General features: G+C 70.8%; 20 protein-coding genes and 1 tRNA gene. 11 read left to right on the top strand and 10 right to left on the bottom strand.

What is annotated here, in order from left to right; all coding sequences use genetic code 11:
- Positions 1-85 precede the first annotated feature (85 nt).
- Positions 86-2314, top strand: a complete 2229-nt coding sequence (locus ACMGFI_RS01785; RefSeq protein ID WP_436906921.1) for a glycoside hydrolase family 3 N-terminal domain-containing protein — start codon at positions 86-88, stop codon at positions 2312-2314.
- 39 nt (positions 2315-2353) lie between these two features.
- Here the strand turns inward: ACMGFI_RS01785 and ACMGFI_RS01790 are convergent, their stop codons facing one another.
- Entirely contained in the window at positions 2354-3391 is a 1038-nt protein-coding gene (locus ACMGFI_RS01790) for a DUF7282 domain-containing protein (protein ID WP_436906923.1), read from the bottom strand.
- Between the two features lie 314 nt (positions 3392-3705).
- On the opposite strand from ACMGFI_RS01790, the gene ACMGFI_RS01795 reads away from it, so the two are divergent.
- Positions 3706-4107, top strand: coding sequence for a hypothetical protein (locus tag ACMGFI_RS01795; RefSeq protein ID WP_436906925.1), 402 nt, complete (start codon positions 3706-3708; stop codon positions 4105-4107).
- A 397-nt stretch (positions 4108-4504) separates the two neighbouring features.
- Here the strand turns inward: ACMGFI_RS01795 and ACMGFI_RS01800 are convergent, their stop codons facing one another.
- Positions 4505-5644 carry a pyridoxal-phosphate-dependent aminotransferase family protein gene (locus ACMGFI_RS01800; RefSeq protein WP_436908828.1) on the bottom strand — a complete coding sequence of 380 codons (1140 nt, stop codon included), beginning with the start codon at positions 5642-5644 and terminating at the stop codon, positions 4505-4507.
- 195 nt (positions 5645-5839) lie between these two features.
- On the opposite strand from ACMGFI_RS01800, the gene ACMGFI_RS01805 reads away from it, so the two are divergent.
- Entirely contained in the window at positions 5840-7060 is a 1221-nt protein-coding gene (locus ACMGFI_RS01805; RefSeq protein ID WP_436906927.1) for an MFS transporter, read from the top strand.
- A 314-nt stretch (positions 7061-7374) separates the two neighbouring features.
- Complete coding sequence (locus ACMGFI_RS01810; RefSeq protein WP_436906929.1) at positions 7375-7551, top strand: hypothetical protein; 177 nt, start codon at positions 7375-7377, stop codon at positions 7549-7551.
- A 99-nt stretch (positions 7552-7650) separates the two neighbouring features.
- Here the strand turns inward: ACMGFI_RS01810 and ACMGFI_RS01815 are convergent.
- Both ACMGFI_RS01815 and ACMGFI_RS01820 read right to left on the bottom strand, forming a co-directional pair.
- Positions 7651-7725 (bottom strand) — tRNA-Val (locus tag ACMGFI_RS01815).
- Positions 7726-7777: 52 nt separating this feature from the next.
- Entirely contained in the window at positions 7778-8047 is a 270-nt protein-coding gene (locus tag ACMGFI_RS01820; protein ID WP_436906930.1) for a DUF7553 family protein, read from the bottom strand.
- 234 nt (positions 8048-8281) lie between these two features.
- Here ACMGFI_RS01820 and ACMGFI_RS01825 point away from each other — a divergent pair, with 234 nt between their 5' ends.
- Positions 8282-9232, top strand: a complete 951-nt coding sequence (locus ACMGFI_RS01825; protein WP_436906931.1) for an MBL fold metallo-hydrolase — start codon at positions 8282-8284, stop codon at positions 9230-9232.
- 23 nt (positions 9233-9255) lie between these two features.
- Here the strand turns inward: ACMGFI_RS01825 and ACMGFI_RS01830 are convergent, their stop codons facing one another.
- The gene (locus ACMGFI_RS01830; protein WP_436906932.1) at positions 9256-9792 is read right to left on the bottom strand and encodes a cob(I)yrinic acid a,c-diamide adenosyltransferase; all 537 of its coding nucleotides are present in this window, start codon (positions 9790-9792) and stop codon (positions 9256-9258) included.
- 110 nt (positions 9793-9902) lie between these two features.
- Here ACMGFI_RS01830 and ACMGFI_RS01835 point away from each other — a divergent pair, with 110 nt between their 5' ends.
- Complete coding sequence (locus ACMGFI_RS01835) at positions 9903-10076, top strand: DUF7838 family putative zinc beta-ribbon protein (protein WP_436906933.1); 174 nt, start codon at positions 9903-9905, stop codon at positions 10074-10076.
- A 68-nt stretch (positions 10077-10144) separates the two neighbouring features.
- On the opposite strand, the gene ACMGFI_RS01840 is transcribed toward ACMGFI_RS01835, so the two are convergent.
- The 3 genes from ACMGFI_RS01840 to gcvPA all read right to left on the bottom strand — a co-directional run bounded on the left by ACMGFI_RS01840 (position 10145) and on the right by gcvPA (position 16188).
- Entirely contained in the window at positions 10145-13264 is a 3120-nt protein-coding gene (locus ACMGFI_RS01840; protein WP_436906934.1) for a PAS domain S-box protein, read from the bottom strand.
- Positions 13265-13400: 136 nt separating this feature from the next.
- Positions 13401-14855, bottom strand: a complete 1455-nt coding sequence (gcvPB, locus tag ACMGFI_RS01845) for an aminomethyl-transferring glycine dehydrogenase subunit GcvPB (protein ID WP_436906935.1) — start codon at positions 14853-14855, stop codon at positions 13401-13403.
- A 1-nt stretch (position 14856) separates the two neighbouring features.
- Complete coding sequence (gene gcvPA / locus ACMGFI_RS01850; protein WP_436906937.1) at positions 14857-16188, bottom strand: aminomethyl-transferring glycine dehydrogenase subunit GcvPA; 1332 nt, start codon at positions 16186-16188, stop codon at positions 14857-14859.
- A gap of 165 nt (positions 16189-16353) precedes the next feature.
- On the opposite strand from gcvPA, the gene ACMGFI_RS01855 reads away from it, so the two are divergent.
- Together ACMGFI_RS01855 and ACMGFI_RS01860 are read left to right on the top strand one after the other, a co-directional pair.
- The gene (locus tag ACMGFI_RS01855; RefSeq protein ID WP_436906938.1) at positions 16354-16710 is read left to right on the top strand and encodes a nucleotidyltransferase domain-containing protein; all 357 of its coding nucleotides are present in this window, start codon (positions 16354-16356) and stop codon (positions 16708-16710) included.
- The gene (locus tag ACMGFI_RS01860) at positions 16703-17077 is read left to right on the top strand and encodes a HEPN domain-containing protein (RefSeq protein ID WP_436906939.1); all 375 of its coding nucleotides are present in this window, start codon (positions 16703-16705) and stop codon (positions 17075-17077) included. Before ACMGFI_RS01855 ends, ACMGFI_RS01860 begins: the two co-directional genes overlap by 8 nt.
- A 45-nt stretch (positions 17078-17122) precedes the next feature.
- On the opposite strand, the gene ACMGFI_RS01865 is transcribed toward ACMGFI_RS01860, so the two are convergent.
- Positions 17123-18397, bottom strand: a complete 1275-nt coding sequence (locus tag ACMGFI_RS01865) for an AGE family epimerase/isomerase (protein WP_436906940.1) — start codon at positions 18395-18397, stop codon at positions 17123-17125.
- A 154-nt stretch (positions 18398-18551) separates the two neighbouring features.
- Between ACMGFI_RS01865 and ACMGFI_RS01870 the strand changes: the two genes are divergently transcribed.
- Positions 18552-19514, top strand: coding sequence for a C-terminal binding protein (locus ACMGFI_RS01870; protein WP_436906941.1), 963 nt, complete (start codon positions 18552-18554; stop codon positions 19512-19514).
- Between the two features lie 67 nt (positions 19515-19581).
- On the opposite strand, the gene ACMGFI_RS01875 is transcribed toward ACMGFI_RS01870, so the two are convergent.
- Positions 19582-19890 (bottom strand): Hsp20/alpha crystallin family protein, encoded by a 309-nt coding sequence (locus ACMGFI_RS01875; RefSeq protein WP_436906942.1) that lies wholly within the window; start codon positions 19888-19890, stop codon positions 19582-19584.
- A gap of 166 nt (positions 19891-20056) precedes the next feature.
- Here ACMGFI_RS01875 and ACMGFI_RS01880 point away from each other — a divergent pair, with 166 nt between their 5' ends.
- Both ACMGFI_RS01880 and ACMGFI_RS01885 read left to right on the top strand, forming a co-directional pair.
- Positions 20057-20839: a TetR/AcrR family transcriptional regulator gene (locus tag ACMGFI_RS01880; RefSeq protein WP_436906943.1), complete on the top strand. Its 783-nt coding sequence runs from the start codon at positions 20057-20059 to the stop codon at positions 20837-20839.
- Positions 20839-22308 carry an MATE family efflux transporter gene (locus ACMGFI_RS01885; protein WP_436906944.1) on the top strand — a complete coding sequence of 490 codons (1470 nt, stop codon included), beginning with the start codon at positions 20839-20841 and terminating at the stop codon, positions 22306-22308. The genes ACMGFI_RS01880 and ACMGFI_RS01885 overlap by 1 nt, the downstream gene beginning before the upstream one ends.
- Positions 22309-22484: the final 176 nt, after the last annotated feature.

The following is a 22484-nucleotide window of genomic DNA, read 5'->3' on the forward strand; positions in this document are numbered from 1 at the left end:
ACGGACGACCGTTCTGCTCACCCGGACGAGCGGTCCCGACATTCGCCTCGCAATGTTTATGTGGGCGTCGGAAATCCATCCGAACATGCCATCGAGCGAGGCGGATCCCGAGTATCAACGCCCGGATCTCCCGGTATCCCGGCGGGTCTCGGATCTGCTCGATCGGATGACTGTCGAGGAGAAGGCCGGTCAGCTAGTCGGAACGTGGGCCGGCGAGATGCACCGCGAGGTCGACGTGGCCGAGGTCAAAGCGCTCGTCCGCGAGCACCACGTCGGCTGCGCGGCGCCGTTCGGCTGGGGCGGGTCGGCGGGGACCGAGGTCGGCGAGATCGTCGACATCGTCAACGAGCTCCAGCGGGTCGCCACCGAGGAGACGCGGCTCGGGATCCCCCTCTTCTTCAACGTCGACGCGGTCCACGGCCACGCCTACGTCGCCGGCTCGGCGGTGTTCCCCAACGGGCTGGGGGCGGCGGCGACGTGGGACCCCGACCTGGTCGAGGCCGGGGCCCGGGTCACCGCGACGGAGGTGGCGGCCACCGGCGCCCACCAGAACTACGGGCCGACCTGCGACGTGGGCCGGGACCCCCGCTGGGGCCGCGTGTTCGAGACGTTCGGCGAGAGCCCGCGGCTGGTCGCCGAGCTGGCCGCCGCGAAGGTGCGGGGTTACCAGGGCGAGGGGATCGAGGCCGACGACACCGTCGTCGCGACGGCGAAGCACTTCCCGGCCTACAGCGAACCCGAGCGCGGCGAGGACGCCGCGCCGGTCGACGTCTCGGAGTACAAGCTCCGCAACACGTTCGTCCCGCCGTTCGAGGCCGCCCTGGAGGCGGGCGTCGAGTCGGTGATGCCCTGTTACAACTCCATCAACGGCGAACCCGTCCACGGCTCCGAGCGGTGGCTCACCGACCTGCTTCGCGGGGACCTGGGCTTCGACGGTACCGTCGTCTCCGACTGGGGCGGCGTCCGCCACCTCACCGACGACCACAGGACCGCCGCGGACCTGCGCGAGGCGACCTACGACGCCCGGACCGCCGGGCTCGACGTGGCCTCCGTGGGCAACGACCTCGAACAGGAGGAGCTGGTCGACCTCGTCGAGTCGGGGGACCTGTCCGAGTCGGTCCTCGACGCGAGCGTCGAGCGGGTCCTCGAACGCAAGTTCCGGATGGGGCTGTTCGAGGACCCCTACGTCGAGAAAGCGGAGGCCGTCGAGACGGTCGGCGCCGACGACCACCAGGCGGCCGCGCTGGACACCGCCCGCGAGGCGATGACCCTCCTGAAAAACGACGGGCTCCTGCCGCTCGACGGCGACGAGGACGTGTTCGTCGGCGGACCGAACGCCGACGACCTGGTCAGCCAGGTCGGCGGCTGGTCGGTCGAGAGCGCGGAGCACGTCGACGGGACGACGATCCTGGAGGAGGTCCGCGCCCACGTCGACGGCGAGGTGACCCACGAGCAGGGGACGACCCACAGCGAGGCGCTGGACGTGGACGCGGCGGCCGAGCAGGCCGCCGACGCCGACGTGGCGGTGCTCGCGCTCGGTGAAGGGTGGTACCTCCACGAGTTCGGCGCGGGCGACCCCCGCACCGAGACCGGCGAGTTCCCCACCCGCGAGCGGATCGCCCTGGCCGAGGCCCAGCAGGAACTGGTCGAGGCCGTCGCGGAGACGGGTACGCCCGTCGTCGGCGTGCTCGTCACCGGCCGGCCGCTGGCCGTCGAGCGCCTCGACGAGCGGGCCGGGGCCGTGCTGATGGCCTACTTCCCCGGGACGATGGGCGGGAAGGCCGTCGCTGAGACGCTGGTGGGCGAGAACGAACCGAGCGGCCGGCTGGCGGTGACGGTCCCGCGGTCGGGCACGCAGGTCGACGTCCACCACGACCACCTCCACCAGCCCCGCCCGATCGGCGATTCCGAACACCCCGACTCCTACGAACCCCTCTACCCGTTCGGCCACGGCCTGAGCTACACCGAGTTCGAGACCGGCGATCTCGCCGTCGACGAGGAAGTCGTCGGCCCGGGCGACACCGTCGAACTCGACGTGACCGTGGAGAACGTCGGCGACCGCCGCGGCACCGAGGTGGTCCAGGTGTACAGCCGGACGGAGTCGAAGACACTCGTCATGCCCGAGCGGCGCCTCCAGGCGTTCGAGCGGGTCGATCTGGACGCCGGCGAGCGGGCGACCGTCACCGTCGAGGTGCCCGTCGAGGGGTTGGGCGTCTACGCGCCGGGCGACGGCCACCGCGTCGAGGCCGGCGACTACGACCTGGTCGTCGACGGCGAGGCCGTGACCGTCACCGTCGACGGCGAGTACCTCTGACTCCCTCGGGCACAGCGGGGGCGCTCCCGGGGACGGTGGTCACCCCCGCCGTCGCGACCGAACGCCGACCGCGAGCGCACCGACGAGGACGGCCAGCAATGCGGCCGCGACGCCGAACCCGGCGCCCGAACCGTCCGTCGCGGTCGTCGCGCCGGTGGCGGCGGGCGGGTCGGCGGCAGTCGTCGCCCGGTCCGGGGAGTCCGTCGCTGGCGGAGCGGTCCCGGTCGCGGCGGCGGTCGGAGACCCGACTGTCGTCGGCGCGGGCGTGACGACGAGCGGGCGGTCCGTCGAGGCGTCGTCGTGCGCGACGGCGAGGTAGGTGTCGACGACCCGGTCGCCGGCGGTGATCGGCGCGTCGTCGGGGCCGAAGACGCCGTCGCCGTCGTCGCGGTAGGCGGCGACCCGCACCCGGAAGTCGCGGGTCCGCTCGTCGAGGAACGACTCGTTCAGCGCCACGGTGACGTTCCGGTGGGTCCCCGCCGCGAGGGACCGGGTGCCGACGGTCCGGTTCGACCCCGCGGGGCGGACGACCAGGTGGCCCGCCGCGGGCAGGTCGGCCCGGCGGACCGTGAGAGCGCCGTCGTCGAGCTCCTGGGGGTCGAACGCCGCCGCGAGCACGCGAGCGGGACCGGCGTCGCTCTTGCGGACCGTTATCTGCGTGCTCGCGGCGGGGTTGGCCGCCGTCACCGAACGGTCGGTGCCGGGGTCGAACTCCCCGTCGCCGTCGGCGTCGGCGTGCAGGACCGCCCAGACCGTCCGGTTGCCGCCCCACTCGCCCCAGGCTGTGGGGTCGACCGACACGGCGACGGTCTTCCGGTAGGTCTGGGCCGGCGTCCGCCCGACGTAGGTCGACCCGATCGGGTCGCCGGGCCGGCCGCCCGCGTCGGCCCGGAGGACGACGAACCCCGGGCGGATCGACGACACCGTCTCGACGAGGACCGTCCCGTCGTCGCTCACCTGCGAGTCGGCTCGCACGTGGTCGCCGTGGGCCCCGACGGTCGCGACGGCGAGCGGCGTCGAGAGGACGACCGCGAGCGCGAGGAGGACACCGAACCGGCGTGACGTGGCGGCAGACATCTCAGGCCGGCGCCCCGGCGCCACCGGGCCGTCGGCCCGGCCTCGTCTCGGTCGCGGGAGTTCCGGTCGCGCCGCCGCCGGAGCGCCCGGGGAATCCAGCAGGTCGGACAGCCGTCGCGGAGCGGAGGGGACTCCGTCGGTTCATCGCAAGGCCGTTGGGCCATCTCGCGGTTAACGGTTCTGGTACCCGGGAGGCGTCGGCGCTCGGTCGAAACGGACGGCTCGCCCGTCAGTCCCGGACCCGTCGACTCCGCGACCGCGCTGTCAGCACGCCTCACTGTGCAGTTAAGTCGTCAGCGGTCGTAGGTGTCGCCATGGTACTCGAGAACGTCACCCTGTTCGAAGTCCACCTCGACGACGCCCAGTTCACCGCCGACGCCGGCCGGGCCGACGACCGCGACGACGCCGGCGAGCGCGACCGCCCGACCGCCGCGGACGCGGAGCGAGTCGCGGATGTGGAGCGAGTCGGAGACGCGGAGGCCGCCGAGCGCGAGGGGTCGGCCGAGGGGTCGAGCGGCCCGGGCCGCTTCCTGAAGCTCACGGCGGCGAGCGTCGCTGTTTCGGTCCTGGCGACGGTCGTCGCCCGGCGGATCGCCGGGCGGGACGACGACCCGGTCGCCGTCGACCCGGCGGCCGCCGGCGAGTTCGGCGACGCCGACGACACCGACCCCTCCGAACCGGCGGTGTCCGCGAAGGCGACCGAGCGCGAGGAGTGAGCCGGTGACCCCCGTCCGAGGCCGACGCACCGGGGTGTCGGCTTCCGCCGGCCGGTTCGCCCGCGACCGTAGGCCGAAACTCAAACCCCTGTTTTAGTCACAGGAGGGGTTATGGTGGTACCGTCCCACGTATCGAGTGCGGTCGGCGCGCCCTCCACCTGGCGCGGGCGACCGCGTACCCGAAATCCCCACCCGCGACCCGACACGCCGCGGCGGTCGCCCGCCGCCGTGGCGACCCGCCCCGCCGCCCGCGGGGCGGTCGTTTCGCCCGGACGGACCCGTCGCCCGCGGGTCCGGACGCCCATTCCTGTCGTCCCCACGTCCCCGACGTGCTTTCCCGCCCAGCCCCCGATTCCGTATCCCTGCCCGATCGTACGTCGTCCAGACGCCCCGCCGGTCACACCTCGCCCAGTCGCTCGCGGAGCACCGACAGCCCGGCGTCCGGGTCGATGTCGGCGTCCTGCGCCGCCAGGGCCTCCGCCAGCGCCGGGACGAGTAGCGTCACGTTCGCCGGCCGCGCCGAGTGACCCATGCAGCCGATCCGGAAGATCTCCCCGTCCAGGTCGCCCAGCCCGGTGGCGATCTCCAGGTCGTAGCGGTCGAGCAGGTACTCGCAGACCGCGCCGTCGTCGACCCCCGCGGGCACCTCCATCGCGTTGAGGCTCGGGAGCCAGTGGGCCTCGTCGGGGTTCAGCGCGAGCCCCATCGCCGACAGCGACTCCTTCAGCGCGGCCGCGACACGACGGTGGCGCGCCCACCGCTGTTCGATGCCCTCCTCGGCGACGAGCCGCAGCGCCTCCCGGAGCGCGTAGACGTTCGTGATCGGCGCGGTGTGGTGGTAGGCCCGCTCGTCGCTCCAGTACCCCTCCAGCAAAGAGAGGTCGAGGTACCACGACCGTGCGGGCTCCTCGCGGTCGAGCACCTTCTCCATCGCCCGGTCGTTCAGCGTCAGCGGGCTCGCACCCGGCGGACAGGAGAGACACTTCTGGGGCCCCGAGTAGGCGACGTCGACGTCCCACTCGTCGACGCGTAGCTCGACCCCGCCCAGCGAGGTGACGCAGTCGGCGATCACGTAGGCGTCGTGCTCGTGGGCGATGCTCGTCAGCTCGGGCACGTCGGGCTGGCGGACGCCGGTCGAAGTCTCGGCGTGGACGAAGCCGAACACGTCGGGCTGGTACTCGGCGAAGGCCGCTTCCACGTCGGCGGGGTCGAGCGGCTCGCCCCACGGCGCGTCGACGTGGACGACCTCGCCGCCGGCGCGCTCGGCCATCGACGCCATGCGGCCGCCGAAGTAGCCGTTCGTCGGCACGAGCACGGTGTCGCCGGGTTCGACGAGGTTGCCGATGGCCGCTTCCATCGACGCCGAGCCCGTCCCGGAGACGGGGATGGTCCACTCGTTGTCCGTCCGGAACGCGTAGCGCAGTAGCTCCTGGACCTCGTCCATGATCTCGACGAACGAGGGGTCGAGGTGCCCGACCAGCGGCGTGCTCATCGCCCGGAGCACCCGCGGGTGTACGTCGCTCGGGCCGGGGCCCATCAGCGTCCGGTCCGGAACCGCGAGTTCGCCCACCTCGGGTCGTGTCATGGGTAGGCCCACCGCGCGGACGGACAAAAAGACTGCGCCGGAACCGGCCGTTCGACGCCGCTGCGGACGGTTCGCGACCGCAACAGGTTCCGCGTCCGCCGGGGCGGACTCGCAGTCCTTATTCGCCCGGCGCTCCCGGGTTCGGTCATGGAGCGCCGCCGGACGGTCGTCGCGTCGGTCATCGTCAGCACGTTCCTCGTCGGGCTCGGCGGCGGCGTCGTTTTCCCCATCCTGCCGAACCTCGGGAACGTCCTCGGCATCACGCCGTTCCTCGTCGGGTTCATCCTCAGCGCGAACCGCTTCACGCGCATCCTCGCCAACGCGCCCGCGGGCTCGCTCGTCGACCGCGTCGGCACCCGGACCCCCTTCGTCGTCGGCCTGTTCGTCGAGGGGCTGGCGACGGCCGGCTACGTCGTCGCGCTGCGCGCCCCGCTCCCGGAGGCGTGGTTCCTCCTCGCCCGGGTCCTCTGGGGGATCGGCAGCGCGCTGGTGTTCGCCACCGCCTACACCATCGCCGCCGACGTGAGCGACGGCGGCGACCGCGGCACGAACATGGGCGTCGTCCGCGCCGGCATCACGCTGGGGTTCCCCGCCGGCCTCGTCATGGGCGGGGTCGTCAGCGACGCCTACTCCGTGTTCGCCGCCTTCGCCGTCGCCGCCGGCTTCGCCCTGCTGGCCAGCGCGGTCGCCTACCGCACCATCCCGGAGACCCACGTCGACGAGGAGCGGGCCGCCGTCAAGCCCTGGGAGATCGACACCGCCCTCCCCACGCTGACGGTCGGACTCGTCAACTTCGGTCTCTTCTTCGCCTACCTCGGCGCCCTCTTCGCCACGCTCGTCCTCTTCGTCGAGGCGGAGGGCATCAGCGTCTGGGGCTACGGCCCGCAGGGGATGTCCGGCCTGCTGATGGCCGTGACCGTCCTCGCGGCGGCCGTGTTCACGCTCGCCGGCGGCAAGGTCAGCGACGACCTCGGCGCCCGCGTCCCCACGCTGCTCGTCTTCCTCGTCGTCTCCTGCGTCGGCTTCCTGGCCCTCTCGACGGCCGCCTCGCTGGAGCGACTCGTCGGCGCCTGCGTCCTCATCGGCGTCGGCCAGGGCGGCGCCAACGGCCCGCTGATGGCGCTGTTGGCCGACCTCACCCCGAACGACCGCACGGGCCGGGCGATGGCAACCAACAACGTCCTCGGCGACCTCGGCGGCGGCCTCGGCCCGATGGTCTCGCTCCCCGTCGTCGAGTCGGTCGGCTTCGCCCCCGTCTACGCCGCCTGCGCCCTGATCCCCCTCGTCGCCGGTGGCCTGCTCGTCGTCGGCGTCTACGCTCAGACCGGCAGCCTCAATCCACGGACGGCGACCATCTCCGGCGAATAGGTGTCCGAGTTCGTGACTGTTTTGTTTCCCGATCTATAATCGTGTTTTATCGAAATCCGACACAAGGGACCACGATCGGGTAAAAGCGACGATTGTGCGCATCTGAATCGTTCTTCGAGGCATCCCTACGCAATCGATACCCGAGAACAGATCGGATGCGTTATCGCGATAGATCGACGGAACCCGGATTTCGAATTGTCTGTTCGCCGCAAAACATACTTTATTTGTCTATGATACCTTCCGGATATGTATGCCTATCTGGACCGAGAATCGGAGATCGAGTCGGTTATCCGTGGGCGTCGGTGAAGACGGGTGTGACCTCCACCGAAACCGAGGATCCGGCGGATCTGGATCCCCTGACGACTGCCGCCTACCACGTCACCGTCGACGGCGGACGTGATTCCTTTTACGCGCTGAGCATCGAGCGCGAGGACAGCGACACGGCCTATCTGATGTCCGACACCGTCGTCGCGCTCGACGAGATGCGGTAGCCGACTCGAAACTATCCCGTTCTGACTAGCGTCCCAGCCACCCGCAGTTGCCCCTCCGCGGAGCCACAGATGGGTCTCGCGGACTTGCTTCAGTAGGAATGGGTTGGGGCGGAGTTGAACCGCCGACTTCCTCCGTGTGAAGGAGGTATCATAACCGGACTAGATCACCAACCCGGCCACTCGACGCTAATCCAGCACCGCCCTTAAGAATTGCTTTCCGCGGTCGTTACTGCGATCGGGCTCCGCCGTCGCGGTACTCGCCGACTGTCTCGCGCGCCTCCGCCACGGCGGTCCCGACCTCGTCCCGCGCTCGTTCCGGAACCGCCTCCAGCTCCGTCCGGACAGACTCGATCCGCCCCGGTTCGGGCTCTCGCTCCCGGCCAGTCAGCTCTCGCGCCCGATCCGCCACCGCCGCGAACTCCTCGCGCACGCCGCTTCGAGCCGTCTGACCCGCTCGCTTCAGGTAGTACAGGGTGTCTTCGAAGTGCCTGTTCATATCTGTCCCTACGAATCCAACAGATATATGCTTTCTCCCCCACCGCAACGTTTATGTTGTTTTAGGCCAACCTAAAGTACGTCGGCGCAGGGCCGAGGCGGCCCGCGCCGCTGTCTGTCCCATACTGTCAGGCCTGCACGCGACGGTGGGCATCGCCGTGTGCGGCCGCTCGTCGGGGTCGGCCGGGGGAGTCCACCCGCCACACCCTTACACTCGCGTCCTGTAGCAGGAGCCATGTTCGAACAGGTGACGGTGCCGACGCCGTTCCGGATCGGCCCCGTCAACGCCTACCTGTCCGGCCGAACGCTGGTCGACCCGGGACCCGACAGCGAGGAGGCCTGGTCGCACCTCACGGAGGCGCTGGCCGAGCGCGACCTCGCTCCCGGGGACATCGAGCAGTTGCTGGTCACTCACCCCCACCCCGACCACTTCGGCCTGGCCGAGCGCTTTCGCGACCGCGGCGCGACGGTCGTCGCCCACCCCGACGCCGCGGCGGTCCTGCGGGACTTCCCGGGCCGACTCGACGCCGAGCAGTCCTTCTTCCGCGACTTCTTCGAGCGCTGCGGGATGGCGCCCTCGACGGCCGACACGGTCACCGAACTGCCGGAGGCGTTCGTCCACTACGCGCCAAGCGTTGCCGTCGACCGGGAGGTCACGGCGGGCGACCGCGTCACCGTCGACGGCGTCGAGCTGCTGGTCGACGATCTGACGGGCCACGCCGTCGGGGAGGTCCTCTTCGCGTTCGACGGCCCCGCGGGCCGGGAGGCGCTCGTCGGGGACAACGTCCTCGCGGAGATCACGCCCAACCCGTTCCTCCAGCCGCCGCCCGACGCCGACTCCGACCGCCCGCGCGTCCTCCCGGCGTACAACGACTGTCTCACGGATCTGCGCGATGCGGGGTACGACCGATTCCATCCCGGCCACCGGGGCCGGATCGACGACCCCGCCGGGCGAATCGACGACATCCTCGCCGAGCACGACGACCGCACCGAGCGCGTCGCCGGCCTCCTGGACGAGCCCGCGACGCCGGTCGAGGTCATGACCGAGCTGTTCGGGGACCTGCCGGTCACCGAGCAGTTCCCCGGGATGAGCGAGGCCGTCGGTCACCTCGACGTGCTCGAAGCCGCCGGCCGCGCGACCGCGCGCGAACGCGACGGCGAGATCCGCTACGAGCGGAGCGAGTGACCGCCTCAGGGGAGCTTCACGGTTCAGTACGTCGGCTGTTCCTCGGGGACGCCCTCCCGCTGGTTCACTGCGCGGGCGAGCGTGAAGAGCAGGTCCGACAGGCGGTTGAGGTAGACGAGGGCGGTCTCGTTGACGCCCTCCTCGCTTTCGGCGAACGCGACCGCGCGGCGCTCGGCGCGCCGGCAGACCGCGCGCGCCCGGTGGAGCCGCCCGCCGGCTTCGGACCCGCCGGGGAGGACGAAATGTTCCAGCGGGTCGAGTTCGGCGTCGAACTCGTCGATGCTGTCCTCGACCGCCTCGACGTGGTCCTCGCGGACGCGGGGGTCGTCCTCGTCGGGGTCGGGGTTGGCGAAGTCGGCCTGTGCGACGTGGAGGTGGTTCTGCACCTCGGCCAGTAGCTCGTCCACGTCGTCGTGGCCGGTCGGGCGGACGGAGCCGACCATGGCGTTGACCTCGTCGACGGTGCCGTAGGCCTCGATTCGCGGGCTGGCCTTCGAGACCCGAGTCATGTCCCGCAGGTCGGTCTGCCCCTCGTCGCCGCGGCCGGTGTAGATCGTCATACGCGCCGCTCGGGCGGCCAGCGACTTAACTCCGGGTCCGAACGGATGAGCGGACGGGAGGGCGGCAGAAAATCGGGACGTTAAATTACCGTCGCCCGGAAGACGGGCGTATGAGCGAGGTCATCACCCACGAGTGTCCGAACTGCGACGCCGAGAAAGAGTTCTACCAGGCGGCCAGTATGCAGGTCCACATCGGCGAGAAGGTCAAGTGGCACTGCTGGGACTGCGACTACGGGTTCGTCCGCATCGACGAGACGGTCGACACGAGCAAAGCCACGGCGTAGACGGGCCGTCGGTCCCTGTTCCGGCGGGCCCGTCGTCGGCGGAGAGCGCCGCAGGAGCGGTCACGACATCACCCGCCCTCCGCGTCGGCGGGCGTCAGCGAGAGCACGACGGCGGTGCCGCCGAGGTCGCTCTCAGCGAAGCGCAGGCGGCCGCCGCAGGACTCGGCGACCCAGCGGGCGATCCAGAGGCCGAGCCCGCTGCCGTGTTCGAGCTGGGTGATCTCCGACGACTCGTCGACGACGGTCCGCTCGTAGTCGGGGATGCCGGGGCCGTCGTCGTCGACGCACAGCTCGACCCGGCCGCCAGCGCGGTCGGTCGCGACGCGGACGTGGACGCCGTCGCCGCCGTACTCGACGCTGTTCTCGACCAGTTCCGTCAGCGCGAGCTCGATCCGACCGTCGCCGACGACCCTCGCGTCGTCCACGTCGGTCTCGATGCGGGCGTCGGGGTGTTCCCGGCGGTACTCGGAGACGACGGCGTCGACGACCGAACCGACTTCGATCTCGCGGTCGCGCAGCGACCCCTCGCGCATCGTGCGGTCGAGCGAGCGGGCGCGGTCGCCGAGCGAGGCCACGTCGGAGGCCGTCTCGATGAGCGTCTCGGCCCACTCGTCGACGGTGTCGTCGTCGACGCGCGCGGCGATCATCTCCGCGTAACCCAGCACCACGTTGAGGTCGTTGCGGAGGTTGTGCCGGAGGACGCGGTTGAGCACCTGGAGCCGGCGTTCGCGCTCCTTCTGGTCGGTGATGTCGGTGTAGATACCGAAGCTGTCGACCGACCCGTCGCCGGTGTCGTAGGGGATCCCCCGGAAGAGGAAATCGCGGTAGCCGTCGGCGGTCCGGCGGCGGACCTCGCTCTGGACGGTCTCGCCCTCGGCGGCCCGCCGGTCGAGGTCGCGGCCGGCGTCGTACTCGTCGTCCGGGAGGACGAAGTCGTTGAGCGGCTCGCCGGTGAGGTCCTCGGCGTCGTAGCCGAACACCTCGGTGAACGCGTCGTTGACGGCGGTGACGACCGGCTCGCCGCCGGCGTGGGTCGCCTCGACGACCGCGTCGGGGAGGTTGTCGAAGAGGTAGGTGAACCGGTCGCGCTGGGTCTCCAGTTGCTCCCGGGTCTCGACCAGTTCCGTGCGGTCGCGGACCACTCCGACGGTCCCGGAGACGGCCTCGTCGGCCGGGAGCGACGACACCTCGACCTCCGCGGGGAGCGACGTGCCGTCGGCCCGCTCGAAGTCGGTCTCCAGCACGCGGCTGTCGGGTCCGTCGTCGCCCACCATGTCGGTTGCCGGGTCGAGGTCGCTACCGTCGTCGAGTACCGCCTCGACGGGTCGGCCGACCAGGTCCGCGCGGTCGACGCCGAGCCACGTCGCCAACGGGTCGGTCACCAGCGAGAAGCGGCCCGCCTCGTCGGCGACGTACACCATGTCCTGGACGTTCTCCATGACCGTCCGGTAGCGGGCGAGCTCCGCCTCGTAGGCGACGCGGTCGAACGCGACCGCCGCGTTCGAGGCGAGAATCTCGGCCAACTCGCGCGCCCGATCGTCGAACGCGCCCGGCTCGGTCGCGCCGATGCTCACGACCCCCTGGTCGCCCAGCGGGACGTACAGCGTCTCCACGGCCTCGCCCGGTAGCTCCGCCGGGGCGATGGCCAGCTCCTCGGGCGCGTGGCGGATCTCGCCGGCCTCGAAGGCGCGCCCGGGCCCGCCTTCCCCGACCGCGTAGTCCGGCCGGTCGTCGACCGACACCGCGTCGCTGTCGGGGGCCGCGAGCGGACGGAGCCGGTCGCCCTCGGCGTCGTAGATCCTGACGACGTTCATGTCGAACCCCAGCGTGTGCGCGACGGCGTCGACGACGATCTCGCCGACCCGCTCGGTACTGTGGGCGCCCAGCAGCGCCCGCGCGGTGTCGAGCAGTTCGGCGAACTGTTCGCGGGCCGCACGCAGTTCCCGTTCCCGTTCCTTCCGGTCGGTGATGTCGCGGATGACGCCCGCGGTCCCGGCGAACTCCCCGTCCTCGTCGGTCAGCATCACCATGTGGTCCTCGGCGTCGACCGGCTCGCCCGACTCCGGGACCAGGTCCAGCTCGAACGTCGTCTCGACGGCGTTGCCGTGGACGAGGTCCCGGAGCTTGTTCTCCGCCCGCTGGACGGTCTCGTCGTCCTTGACGATAGAAGTGTGCTCCCCGAGCAGTTCCGCCCGGTCGTAGCCCGTCAGTTCGACCAGCGCGTCGTTGACCACGTCGAACTGCCCCTCGTCGTCGAGCGCGTAGACACCGTCGTCGACCGCCTCGATGATCGACTCGTAGCGCTCGAGCTCGCGAGTCCGCTCGCGCTTGTCGGACACGTCCCGGAGCACGCCCGCGACGCCGACCACCTCGCCGCCCTCCTCGACGGCCGTCAGGTGGTCCTCGGCGGGGAACGGCTCGCCCTCGGCGGGGACGACCGTCGTCTCGACGGTCTCGGATGTCGTCTCCCCGCGGACCACCCGCCGGACCGCCGGGAAGACGCGCTCGGCGGCCGCCTCGGTCGTGATCGTCGAGACGTGCTCGCCGACGAGCGCGTCGGCGTCGCGGCCGGCCATCTCCGCCAGCGGTTCGTTGACGACGGCGAAGTTCCCCTGCAGGTCGAGCACGTAGAGCCCGTCGTCGACCGCGTCGAGCGCCGCGGCCGCTTCCCCGAGGGTCGCCGCCGAGACGCCCGCTTCCCGCGTCTCCACGCCCGTATTCTCCGGACCCTCGTCCGCGTCCCCCGTGTCGGCCGCACGACCGGTCGCCGCGGCGAACGTGTCGGATCCGCGTCCAGCCGCCGGGGCCGCTCGGTCACCCGCCTGCGCCATCTCGGGGGCGTTCGCCCGGACGCGGTCGACCAGCGATCCGTCGGTCGTCGCCCGGGGGACGTACTCCGTGACGCCGTGTCGGGTCGCGGCCGCCGCGAACTCGCCGTCGGGCTCCGCGGTGGTCAGCAGGACCGGCTGGTCGTAGCCGAGCTCGCGGACGCCGGCGAGCGCGTCGAGTGGGTCGACGGCCCCGTCGGCGTCGCCGTCGACGACGACACAGCGCACGTCCTCGGATCCCAGCGTCGAGAGCGCGGCCCGCGTCGACGCGGCCCGGGCCACGTCCCACCCGTCGGCTTCGAGTCCGTCCACCCACGGGCGGTCGCCCGCGGGACCGACCGCCAGCACCGTGCCTCCCATTCGTGACCCGGATCAAAGCGATCCCTCCATAAATCCGCTTCCCCCCGATTATCGAAACTGAGGCGCGAGCGGGAACGGCGCGCCCCGGACCGACCGCGCGCCGACTCGGTGACAGAGCAAGTAGCGCCGGTGCGGGTCAGTCGTCCAGCGCCTGCCAGGACAGGCGCGGCTCGCGGGCTGCCCGGACCTGGTCGATCCGCCGGGCCGCGGTCCGCTCGGGCGCCGCCGCCAGGGTCGCGTCGTCCTCGGCGGCGACGGCGTTGAACGCCGCCGCGAGGTCGTCGAGCGACTCCCTGGTCTCGGCCTCGGTCGGCTCGGTCATCAGCGCCTCGTCGACGATCTCCGGCCACTTGGTCGTCGGCGGGTGGACGCCGTAGTCGAGCATCCGCTTGGCCGCGTCGGCGGCGTCCTGCTCGCCCGCGCTCGCCACGAACTCGTGGTGGAAGGGCCCGTACGGCACCTCGTAGTCGATCCGACTCGCGAGGTAGTTGGCGTTGAGCACCGCCCGCGCGCTGGCGTCCGCGAGACCCTCGTCACCGAGCCGGGCGATGTAGGCGAACGCCCGCACCAGGACGAGCCAGTTGCCCGCGAAGCCGTGGACCTTGCCGATGGAGCGGGCGGGCTCGTACCGTTCGTAGCCGCTCCCGTCGGCCTGTTCGCGGACGTGGGGCGTCGGCAGGAACTCGGCCAGCCCCTCGGTGACGCCGACGGGCCCGGCGCCCGGGCCGCCGCCGCCGTGGGGCGTCGCGAACGTCTTGTGGACGTTGTAGTGCATCACGTCGAAGCCCATGTCGCCGGGCCGCGCCCGGCCGAGCAGGGCGTTGAGGTTCGCGCCGTCGTAGTACAGCAGCCCGCCCGCGTCGTGGACGATCCCGGCGATCTCCTCGATGTCGCGCTCGAAGAGTCCGAGGGTGTTGGGGTTGGTGAGCATCAGCGCCGCGGTGTCCTCGCCGACGGCGGCCTCCAGGGCGTCGACGTCGACGCGGCCGTCGTCGCCGCTGGGGAGTTCGACCACGTCGAAACCGGCCATCGCCGCCGTCGCGAAGTTCGTCCCGTGGGCGCTGTCCGGGATGACGACTTCCGTCCTGTGCTCGCCGTTGGCCTCGTGGTAGGCGGCCGCGATCCGGATGCCGGTGAACTCCCCGGCGGCCCCGGCCGGCGGCTGGAGCGTCACCGCGTCCATCCCGCCGATCCGCCCGAGGTAGTCCTGCAGTTCCGCCTGCAGTTCGAGCGTCCCCTGGACGCTCTCCTCGGAGCGGTCCGGGTGGACCGCCGCGTCGGGCAGGCCCGCCATCCGCTCGGTGAACTTGGGGTTGTACTTCATCGTACAGGAGCCGAGCGGGAACGGGCCGCTGTCGACCCCGTAGTTCATCTGCGAGAGCCGGGTGTAGTGACGGGCGAGTTCCGGCTCGGACAGATCCGGCAACTCCAGCGAGTCGCGCGTCAACTCGTCGGGTAGCGGCGCGTCGTCACCGATCTCGACCTCGGTCGTCCCCTTCTCGGCCAGCAGCGGCTCGTACTCGCCGTCCGTCGTCCAGCGGGCCTGGTCGTACAGCGTCCCCGCCTCGGGGGCGTGGTCGTCCTCACTCATCTCAGGCCACCTCCGCGACGGCGTCGACGAACCGATCGATTGCGGGTTCGTTCGCGTCGGTCACGCAGACCTGGATCCGGTGTTCGCCGACGACGTGGACGGCGAACCCCTCGTCTTCGAGGTCGCTCGCCACCGCCGCGGCGGGCTGGTCGATGTGAGCCTGGAACTCCCGGAAGTGGTGGCGGTCGTTGACGGGCGCCCGGAGCCCCGAAACCTCGTCGAGCCGAGCGGCGAGATCTCGGGCGAGGGTCACGCAGTCCTCCGCGAGCGCCACGAGGCCGTCCGGCCCGAGCGTCGCGGCGTGGATCGCCGTCCGCAACGCCAGCAGCGCCTGGTTCGTGCAGATGTTGCTCGTCGCCCGCTCCTTCCGGATGTGCTGTTCGCGGGTCTGCAACGTGAGGGTGAACGCCCGCCGGTCGGCCGCGTCCTCGCCCACCCCCACGAGCCGGCCGGGTACCTGCCGGAGGTGCTCCTCGCGAGTGGCGAAGAGCCCGGCGCCCATCCCGTAGGCGGTGCCGGCGCCGAGCGCGCTCGCCTCGCCGACGACCACGTCGGCGCCCGCGTCGGCGGGCCGCTCCAGCAACGCCAGCGCGACCGGGTCAGACCCAAGGACGAACAGCGCGTCGTGCTCGTCGGCGAGGTCACCAACGGTATCGAGTTCAGGTTCGATGGCGCCACAGGCGGTCGGGTTCTCGGCGTAGACCATCGCCGCGTCGCCGTCGAGGGCGTCGGCCAGTCCCCCGGTGTCGACGGTCCCCTCCGCGGTCGGGTACGTCTCGACCGCGAGGTCGGGGCCGTCGGCGTAGGCCTCCAGCACCTCGCGTTTGCCCTCGCGAAGCTGGTCGGGCACCAGGATCCGGTCGCCCGAGACCGACCGCACCCGCTGGGAGAGCGTCGCGGCCTCGCCCAGCGCCGTCGCGGCGTCGTACATCGAGCAGTTCGCCACGTCCAGGCCCGTCAGTTCGACCAGCATCGACTGGTACTCGAAGAGGGCCTGGAGGAAGCCCTGGGCGACCTCGGGCTGGTACTGCGTGTAGGAGGTGAGAAACTCCTGGCGGCTCGCCAGGTCGTCGACCAGCGCCGGGACGTAGTGGTCGTAGTGGCCCCGGCCCATGAACTCGGTCAGGTCGTCGTTGCGCCCCAGCGTCCGCTCGACCAGGCGGACGGCGTCGCGCTCGCTCCGCGCGTCGATGTCGAACTCGCCGTCGAAGCGGACGGATTCGGGGATGTCGAACAGCTCCTCCACGTCGTCGACACCGACCGCGTCCAGCATCGCCTCGGTGTCGGCGGCGTCGCCCGGCGCGTACGGGCTTCCGCGCGTCTCTCGTGTCATCGTCGTCCCTCGCGTGTCATAGTAGGCTCCCGTCGGGGATGGACGACCCTATCGGACGCTCGCACATGAGCCTCCCGTTTCGGTGGCTCGGTGAACAGCGCCGAACGGGTCTCCACTGACGTGCCTGGCGGAAAGCGTTTCACAGAGGCCCTCGTATCTCCGCACATGAGCGGCGGGGAACTCACGACCCCAGAGGAGGACGGGGCGCACTCGCGCGCGGCCGATGCGTTCGCCCGACGCGTTCGTACGGAGGTCGACGGCGTCGAGCGGCTCGTCCTGTTCGGATCGACGGCCCGCGGCGATGCCGCAGGACGGTCGAGCGACGTGGACTTCCTCGCCGTCGTTTCCGACGACGCGGACGGCCGATCAGCTGCGGACTCGCTCCGCGACATCGCCTACGACGTGATGCTCGAATTCGGCCCGGTCGTCGAAGTACACGTCCTGTCGCGCGCGGAGTTCGAACGGCGACGCGACCGGCCGTTCGTCCGCAGCGCGCTCGACGACGGTGAAACGTATGTCTGACGAGGTCACGTCACAGCTCCGGCAGGCGAGGGAAGCGCTCGACGACGCCACCGGGGCGCGCCAGGCGGACCTCTCGGACACGGTCGTAGTCAACCGACTCTACTACGCGTGTTTTCACGCCGCACAGGCGGTCCTGTACGACCGGGGCCACGAACCGGAGTCCCACGGTGGCGTGTTGTCTCTGTTCGGTTCCGAGGTGGTCGCCGCCGGCGACGCCGACCGCGAGCGCGGTCGCTTCCTCAACGACCTCTCGACGCTGCGGAAACAGGCCGACTACGGCTACGGCGAGATCGAGGAGGACATCGACCGACTCGTCGACGAGACGGAGGCGTTCGTCGCGGTGATGGATCGGCTCGTCGAATCGTGACGGCAGAGCCGACCGGCGTGACTCGCCAACTGCTACTGCCGGCCGTCAGGCGTCCTGCAGCCGTTCCAGCGCCTCGATGCACTCCAGCAGGGCGCGGCCGTTGTGGTAGGCGCCCTTGTACATCGCGCCTTTGCGGCCGACGGGCTCCAGGTCCTCGGTCACGCCGGAGTGCCACTCGCCGACCTCGCGGTCGACGTGGTACTCGTCGACGAAGTCGTAGGTCTCCGCGAACACGTCGGCGTAGCGGTCGTCGCCGGTCAACTCGTACATCCGGAGCGCGCTCGTCAGCGCCTCGGCCTGGACCCACCACGCCTTGATCCGGCTCGTGGCGGGCTCCTCGAAGGGACCGTAGAAGTAGAAGCCGCCGTGGTCGTCGTCGTAGCCGTACTCCAGCGAGTAGTCCCACAGCGTCTCGTACAGGTCGCGGTAGTAGGCCAGCGAGTGGTCCAGCGCATCCGCGGCGTCCATCGTCAACCAGACGTTCTCCACGTCGTGGCCGTAGGAGACGACCCGGTAGTTCTCGTCGTCGAGCAGTGGCTGCCAGTCGGGGGCGTACTTGTCAGTGCAGGCGCCCAGCTTCTTCCGGACGACGGTGTTGGTGTTGATGGTGAGCAGTTCCGAGAGCCGCTTGCCGGCCAGGTCGTGGCCGGTAGCCTGGTAGAACGTCGTGAACGCCTCCATGAGGTGGAGGTGGGTGTTCATCAGCTTCGTCGTCGGGTCGAGTTCGGCGTCCACGTCCTCCTTGGGCGACCAGTCGGGCTCGATGTTGTCGAGGTAGGTGCCGCCCTCGGTGACGGGCGTCCAGTCCGGTTCGAAGTACTCGACGTAGCCGCCGTGGTCGTCGTCGTAGGCCTCGGCCTCGAACCGGCCGAACAGGTCGACGGCGGCCTCGCGGGCGGCCTCGTCGTCGCTGGCGCGGTAGTACTCCGAGAGGCCGTAGAGGACGAACGACTGGCCGTACATGTGCTTGTTCGGCTTCACCACATCGCCGTCCCGTTCGACCTCCCAGTAGTAGCCGCCGTTGTCCTCGTCGCGCATCTCCCCGGTGAGGAAGTCGAACCCGCGTTCGGCGGCGTCGAGCAGTTCGTCGCCGTAGCCCGCCCGGTAGAGTCGGGCGGAGAACCAGAGCATTCGCGCCTGGGTGACGACCATCTTGCGGTCGTTGCCGGCGAACTCCCCCTGGGCGTCGTAGCTGGTGAGGAAGCCGCCGTGTTCGGTGTCGACCGCGCGGGGGTACCAGAAGTCGATCACCGTCTCGCGGAGGTTCTCCCGGAGTCGAGGCAGGTACGCCTCGGCGAGCGCCTCGGGGTCGCGTGTCATGATCCGCGGTTCGCCCGGCCGCTACTTGAACGCTCCCAACGCGGAAGCGAGCGGTGCGGGTCCACCGGCCCCAGCGTCGACGGCGGCCGGCGCCGATCCCCCGGCGAGCGGGAACCGCCGACTCCCTTATTTCGGTCCGGTCCCGTGTCCCGGTATGGAAGTCGTCGCGAGCGACGACCCGATGATCGACGCGGGACTGCTGGCCGAGCGACTGGGCGACGACGTGACCGTCACCGTCGCCGAAACCGGCACCGAGGAGGGGGTCCGCGAGGCCGCGAGCGGGGCCGAAGCGCTCGTCGCGAACGTGTCGACGCCGGTGACCGCCGCCGTGCTCGACGCGTGTCCGGACCTGCGGATCGTCGCGCGGGCCGGCGTCGGTATCGACACAGTCGACGTGAACGCCGCCGCCGAGCGCGGCGTGGTCGTGACGAACGTCCCCGAGTACTGCACCGAGGAGGTGGCGACCCACACCGTGTCGCTCGCGCTGGCCGCGCTGCGCTCGCTGGGGCGGTACGACCGCGACGTGAAGTCCGGCGGCTGGGACTGGCGGGCCGGCGGCGAGATCCACCGCCTGTCGGGGCTCACGCTCGGGTTCGTCTCCTACGGCCCCATCGCCCGCCGGGTCCGCGAGCTGGCCGAGGGGTTCGGGGTCGAGTTCGTCGCCTACGACCCGTACGTCGAGGCAGACGAGATGGCCGAGGACGGCGTCGAAAAGGCCGAATTCGAGGAACTGCTCGACCGGACCGAACTCCTCTCGGTGAACGCGCCGCTGACCGAGGAGACCCGCGGTCTGGTCGACGGAGCGGCCTTCGAACGGCTGGCCGACCACGCCGTCGTGGTCAACACCGGCCGCGGCGGCGTCGTCGACGAGGCGGCGCTGGTTGACGCGCTCGAACGGGACCAAGTGGCGACCGCAGGCCTCGACGTGTTCACCGAGGAGCCGCCGGAGAACTCGCCGCTGTTCGACCGCGACGACGCAATCTTGACCCCCCACGCGGCGTGGTACTCCGAGGAGGCCCGCGCGGACCTCCACGAGACCGTCGCGGCCAACGTGCGTACGGCGCTGGACGGCGAGCGGCCGCCCGACCGGATCGACCCCGACCTCGACTGGGTGTGAGACGGGCCGGCGAGCGCGGGTGAGGGACCGACGGGCGGTCGCCCGTCGGTTGTCAGACGGTTGCGCGCTACTCCTCGACCTCGATCCGCGTCCCGGGCCGGGCGTCGTCCCCGGAGACCGGGAGCCGGACGTTCAGCACGTCGTCGCGGTAGGTGGCCGTGATCCCGTCGGCGTCGATCCGCCGCGGGACCGAGACGTGGCGGTTGAACACGCGCGTCTCGCCCTCGTCGGTCCGGTGTTCGGCGGTGACGTGGAGTCGCCCGTCGTGCCAGCGCAGGTCGATGTCGGTCCGGTCGTACCCCGGCAGGTCGACGTACACCTCGTAGGCGCCCTCGTCTCTGAACAGTTCGACCTCGTGGTCCGGGTGGTGTGTCACGGGTTTCCCTCCACCTCGGACGACGGCGCCGAGCCATTTCAATCTCCACAGCGATTCCCGTCCGCCGGGAGCGAGTCACCTGCCGGTAGTCCAACCGTGGGAATTGTTGACTAACAGGTCAGTCAGTTCGGAACGTTTTTGACTGACCAGTCAGTTAAGAACGCTAATGACCGATACGACGGACAGCGCTGTGGCCGACGGCTCCACACCGGAGGCCATCATGGCGGCCACCTACCGCGCGCTGTGCGACCACGGCTACGCGGACCTGACGATGCAGGACATCGCCGACCAGTCGGACCGGAGCAAGGCGTCGCTGCACTACCACTACGATACCAAGGAGGAACTGCTGCTCGCCTTCCTCGACCACCTCTACGACGCGTTCACCGAGGACGTGAGCGATCCCGACGGCGACGACGCCGTCGCGCGGCTCGTGACGTTCGTCGACGAACTGCTCTGCCCGGCCGAGCGGGCCGACGAGCCGCGGGGCGAATCGTCGGGCGACGGGGAAGCCGTCGACGACGCGAACGACGGGACCGACGAGTTCGAGGAGTTCCAGACCGCCCTCCTGGAGATCAAGGCCCAGGGGCCCTACGTCGAGGCCTACCGCGAGCAGTTGGAGCGGGTCGACGCGTTCGTCCGCAGGCGCGTCCGCGAGATCGTCGCCGACGGGATCGACGAGGGGACGATCCGCGCCGACGTGGACCCCGACGACACCGCCGCCTTCGTCGCGACGCTCGTCGACGGCGTGAACACCCGCCGGGTCGCCCTCGGCGAGACCGACGGGAGCGTCCGCGACACCTTCCTCGCGTACGTCCGCGAGAACCTCCTCGCCCCCGACGCCGACACTGCGGTCGACCTCGGCGGCGACGCCGACGCTGAGGCGGACGGCGACACCGGGCGCGACCCGGACGAGGAGACGCGACCGGTCGCCACGGGAGGCGACGCCTGATGGCCGGCTCCCCGCTCGACCGCCTCGTCGCCGGCGTCCGCAGGCGGGTGAACATGGTGTTCAAGAGCCGCGAGGAGTTCGACCTCACCTCCGGCGACATTCCCCGCCCCCTGTTCTACCTCTCCCTGCCCATCGTCGTCACGAACCTGCTACAGACGGCGTACAACCTGGTCGACACCATCTGGCTCGGCCAGTACAGCGAGACGGCGCTGGCGGCCATCGGGATGGCGTTCCCGCTCGTCTTCTTCCTCATCTCGCTCGGGCTGGGTATCTCCATCGCCGGGAGCATTCTCGTCGCGCAGAACATCGGCGCCGGCGACGAGGACCAGGCGGAGTTCGCCGCCTCCCAGACCGTGACCTTCGCCATCGTCGCGTCGCTACTGCTCGGCGCCTTTGGCTACCTCAACGTCGGGACCCTGCTGGAGCTGATCGGCGGCCCCGACAACGTCGTCGCCGGCGCGACCGGCTACCTGCAGATCATCTCGCTCGGGATGGTGTTCATGTTCGCCTTCTTCGTGTTCATGTCGCTGATGCGCGGCTACGGCGACACGATCACGCCGATGCTGGTCATGTTCGTCACCGTCGTCGTCAACATGATCCTCGACCCGTTCCTCATCTTCGGCTGGTGGATCTTCCCCGAGTACGGCATCAACGGCGCCGCCTACGCCACCATCTTCTCGCGCGCCATGGCGACGGTCATCGGCATGGCCATCATGTTCCGGGGCAACCGCGGCGTCCAGATCCACCTCTCGGAGATGTGGCCCGACTTCGGATACCTCCGGAAGATCCTCCGGGTCGGCGTCCCCGCCTCCATCGAGAACACCGGCAACTCCATCGCCGTCGTGCTCATGCTGACCATCGTCACCCCCTTCGGCGAGACGGTCATCGCCGCCTACACCGTCGGCGTCCGGATGTTCTCGGTCATCTTCCTGCCCGCCATCGCCGTCGGCCGCGGCGTCGAGACGATGGCCGGGCAGAACATCGGCGCCGGCGAGCAGGAGCGGGCCGGCCGCGCCACCAACTTCGCCGCCAAGGCCATGTTCGGCACCCTCGCCGCCGTCGGCGTGCTCACCTGGCTCGGCGCCCCCAACATCGTCGCCATCTTCTCGGACGACGCCGAAGTCGTCGAGATCGGCCGCCTGTTCCTCCGGTACGTCGCCCCGACCTTCGGCTTCACCGGCATCTTCCACTCCTACAAGGGCGGATTCCGCGGCGCCGGCAAGACGCTCACCGCCGCCGCCATCTCGATCACCATGCTCGGCCTCGTGCGCCTCCCGGTCGCGTACTTCGCCTCCGGCGAGATGGGCTACGAGGGCATCTGGCTCGCGTTCGCCGTCTCCAACATCGCCGGCGCCGCCATCGCCTTCGCGTGGTACTCCCGGGGCACCTGGCGCGACGCCGACCTCACCGACGAGGCCCCCGGCGTCGGCCCCTCGCCCGAGCCCGACGCCGAACCCACCGACGACTGAGCCGGGACCACTCACCTGTTCTCACCCGTAAACGCGACCGCTCCGGTGCGCTCGTATCGATTCTCGATGGAGGCGGTAGCTGTTGCAGTGAGCGGTTGCGGGGCGGTCGGCGCGCGCTGGAGCGCGCGTTCATGCGCGCGACCGTAGCCGCGCGAGGGATGAGCGAGCGAGCGAAG

The sequence above is a fragment of the Halosimplex marinum genome (assembly GCF_051414075.1).
GTDB lineage: Archaea > Halobacteriota > Halobacteria > Halobacteriales > Haloarculaceae > Halosimplex > Halosimplex marinum.

Bases quoted from the DNA above. Each gene is read 5' to 3' on its own strand.
- ACMGFI_RS01785 (WP_436906921.1), top strand. From the start codon at position 86: ATGCCATCGAGCGAGGCGGATCCCGAGTATCAACGCCCGGATCTCCCG.
- ACMGFI_RS01790 (WP_436906923.1), bottom strand. From the start codon at position 3,391: ATGTCTGCCGCCACGTCACGCCGGTTCGGTGTCCTCCTCGCGCTCGCG.
- ACMGFI_RS01795 (WP_436906925.1), top strand. From the start codon at position 3,706: ATGGTACTCGAGAACGTCACCCTGTTCGAAGTCCACCTCGACGACGCC.
- ACMGFI_RS01800 (WP_436908828.1), bottom strand. From the start codon at position 5,644: ATGGGCCCCGGCCCGAGCGACGTACACCCGCGGGTGCTCCGGGCGATG.
- ACMGFI_RS01805 (WP_436906927.1), top strand. From the start codon at position 5,840: ATGGAGCGCCGCCGGACGGTCGTCGCGTCGGTCATCGTCAGCACGTTC.
- ACMGFI_RS01820 (WP_436906930.1), bottom strand. From the start codon at position 8,047: ATGAACAGGCACTTCGAAGACACCCTGTACTACCTGAAGCGAGCGGGT.
- ACMGFI_RS01825 (WP_436906931.1), top strand. From the start codon at position 8,282: ATGTTCGAACAGGTGACGGTGCCGACGCCGTTCCGGATCGGCCCCGTC.
- ACMGFI_RS01830 (WP_436906932.1), bottom strand. From the start codon at position 9,792: ATGACGATCTACACCGGCCGCGGCGACGAGGGGCAGACCGACCTGCGG.
- ACMGFI_RS01835 (WP_436906933.1), top strand. From the start codon at position 9,903: ATGAGCGAGGTCATCACCCACGAGTGTCCGAACTGCGACGCCGAGAAA.
- ACMGFI_RS01840 (WP_436906934.1), bottom strand. From the start codon at position 13,264: ATGGGAGGCACGGTGCTGGCGGTCGGTCCCGCGGGCGACCGCCCGTGG.
- gcvPB (WP_436906935.1), bottom strand. From the start codon at position 14,855: ATGAGTGAGGACGACCACGCCCCCGAGGCGGGGACGCTGTACGACCAG.
- gcvPA (WP_436906937.1), bottom strand. From the start codon at position 16,188: ATGACACGAGAGACGCGCGGAAGCCCGTACGCGCCGGGCGACGCCGCC.
- ACMGFI_RS01855 (WP_436906938.1), top strand. From the start codon at position 16,354: ATGAGCGGCGGGGAACTCACGACCCCAGAGGAGGACGGGGCGCACTCG.
- ACMGFI_RS01860 (WP_436906939.1), top strand. From the start codon at position 16,703: ATGTCTGACGAGGTCACGTCACAGCTCCGGCAGGCGAGGGAAGCGCTC.
- ACMGFI_RS01865 (WP_436906940.1), bottom strand. From the start codon at position 18,397: ATGACACGCGACCCCGAGGCGCTCGCCGAGGCGTACCTGCCTCGACTC.
- ACMGFI_RS01870 (WP_436906941.1), top strand. From the start codon at position 18,552: ATGGAAGTCGTCGCGAGCGACGACCCGATGATCGACGCGGGACTGCTG.
- ACMGFI_RS01880 (WP_436906943.1), top strand. From the start codon at position 20,057: ATGACCGATACGACGGACAGCGCTGTGGCCGACGGCTCCACACCGGAG.
- ACMGFI_RS01885 (WP_436906944.1), top strand. From the start codon at position 20,839: ATGGCCGGCTCCCCGCTCGACCGCCTCGTCGCCGGCGTCCGCAGGCGG.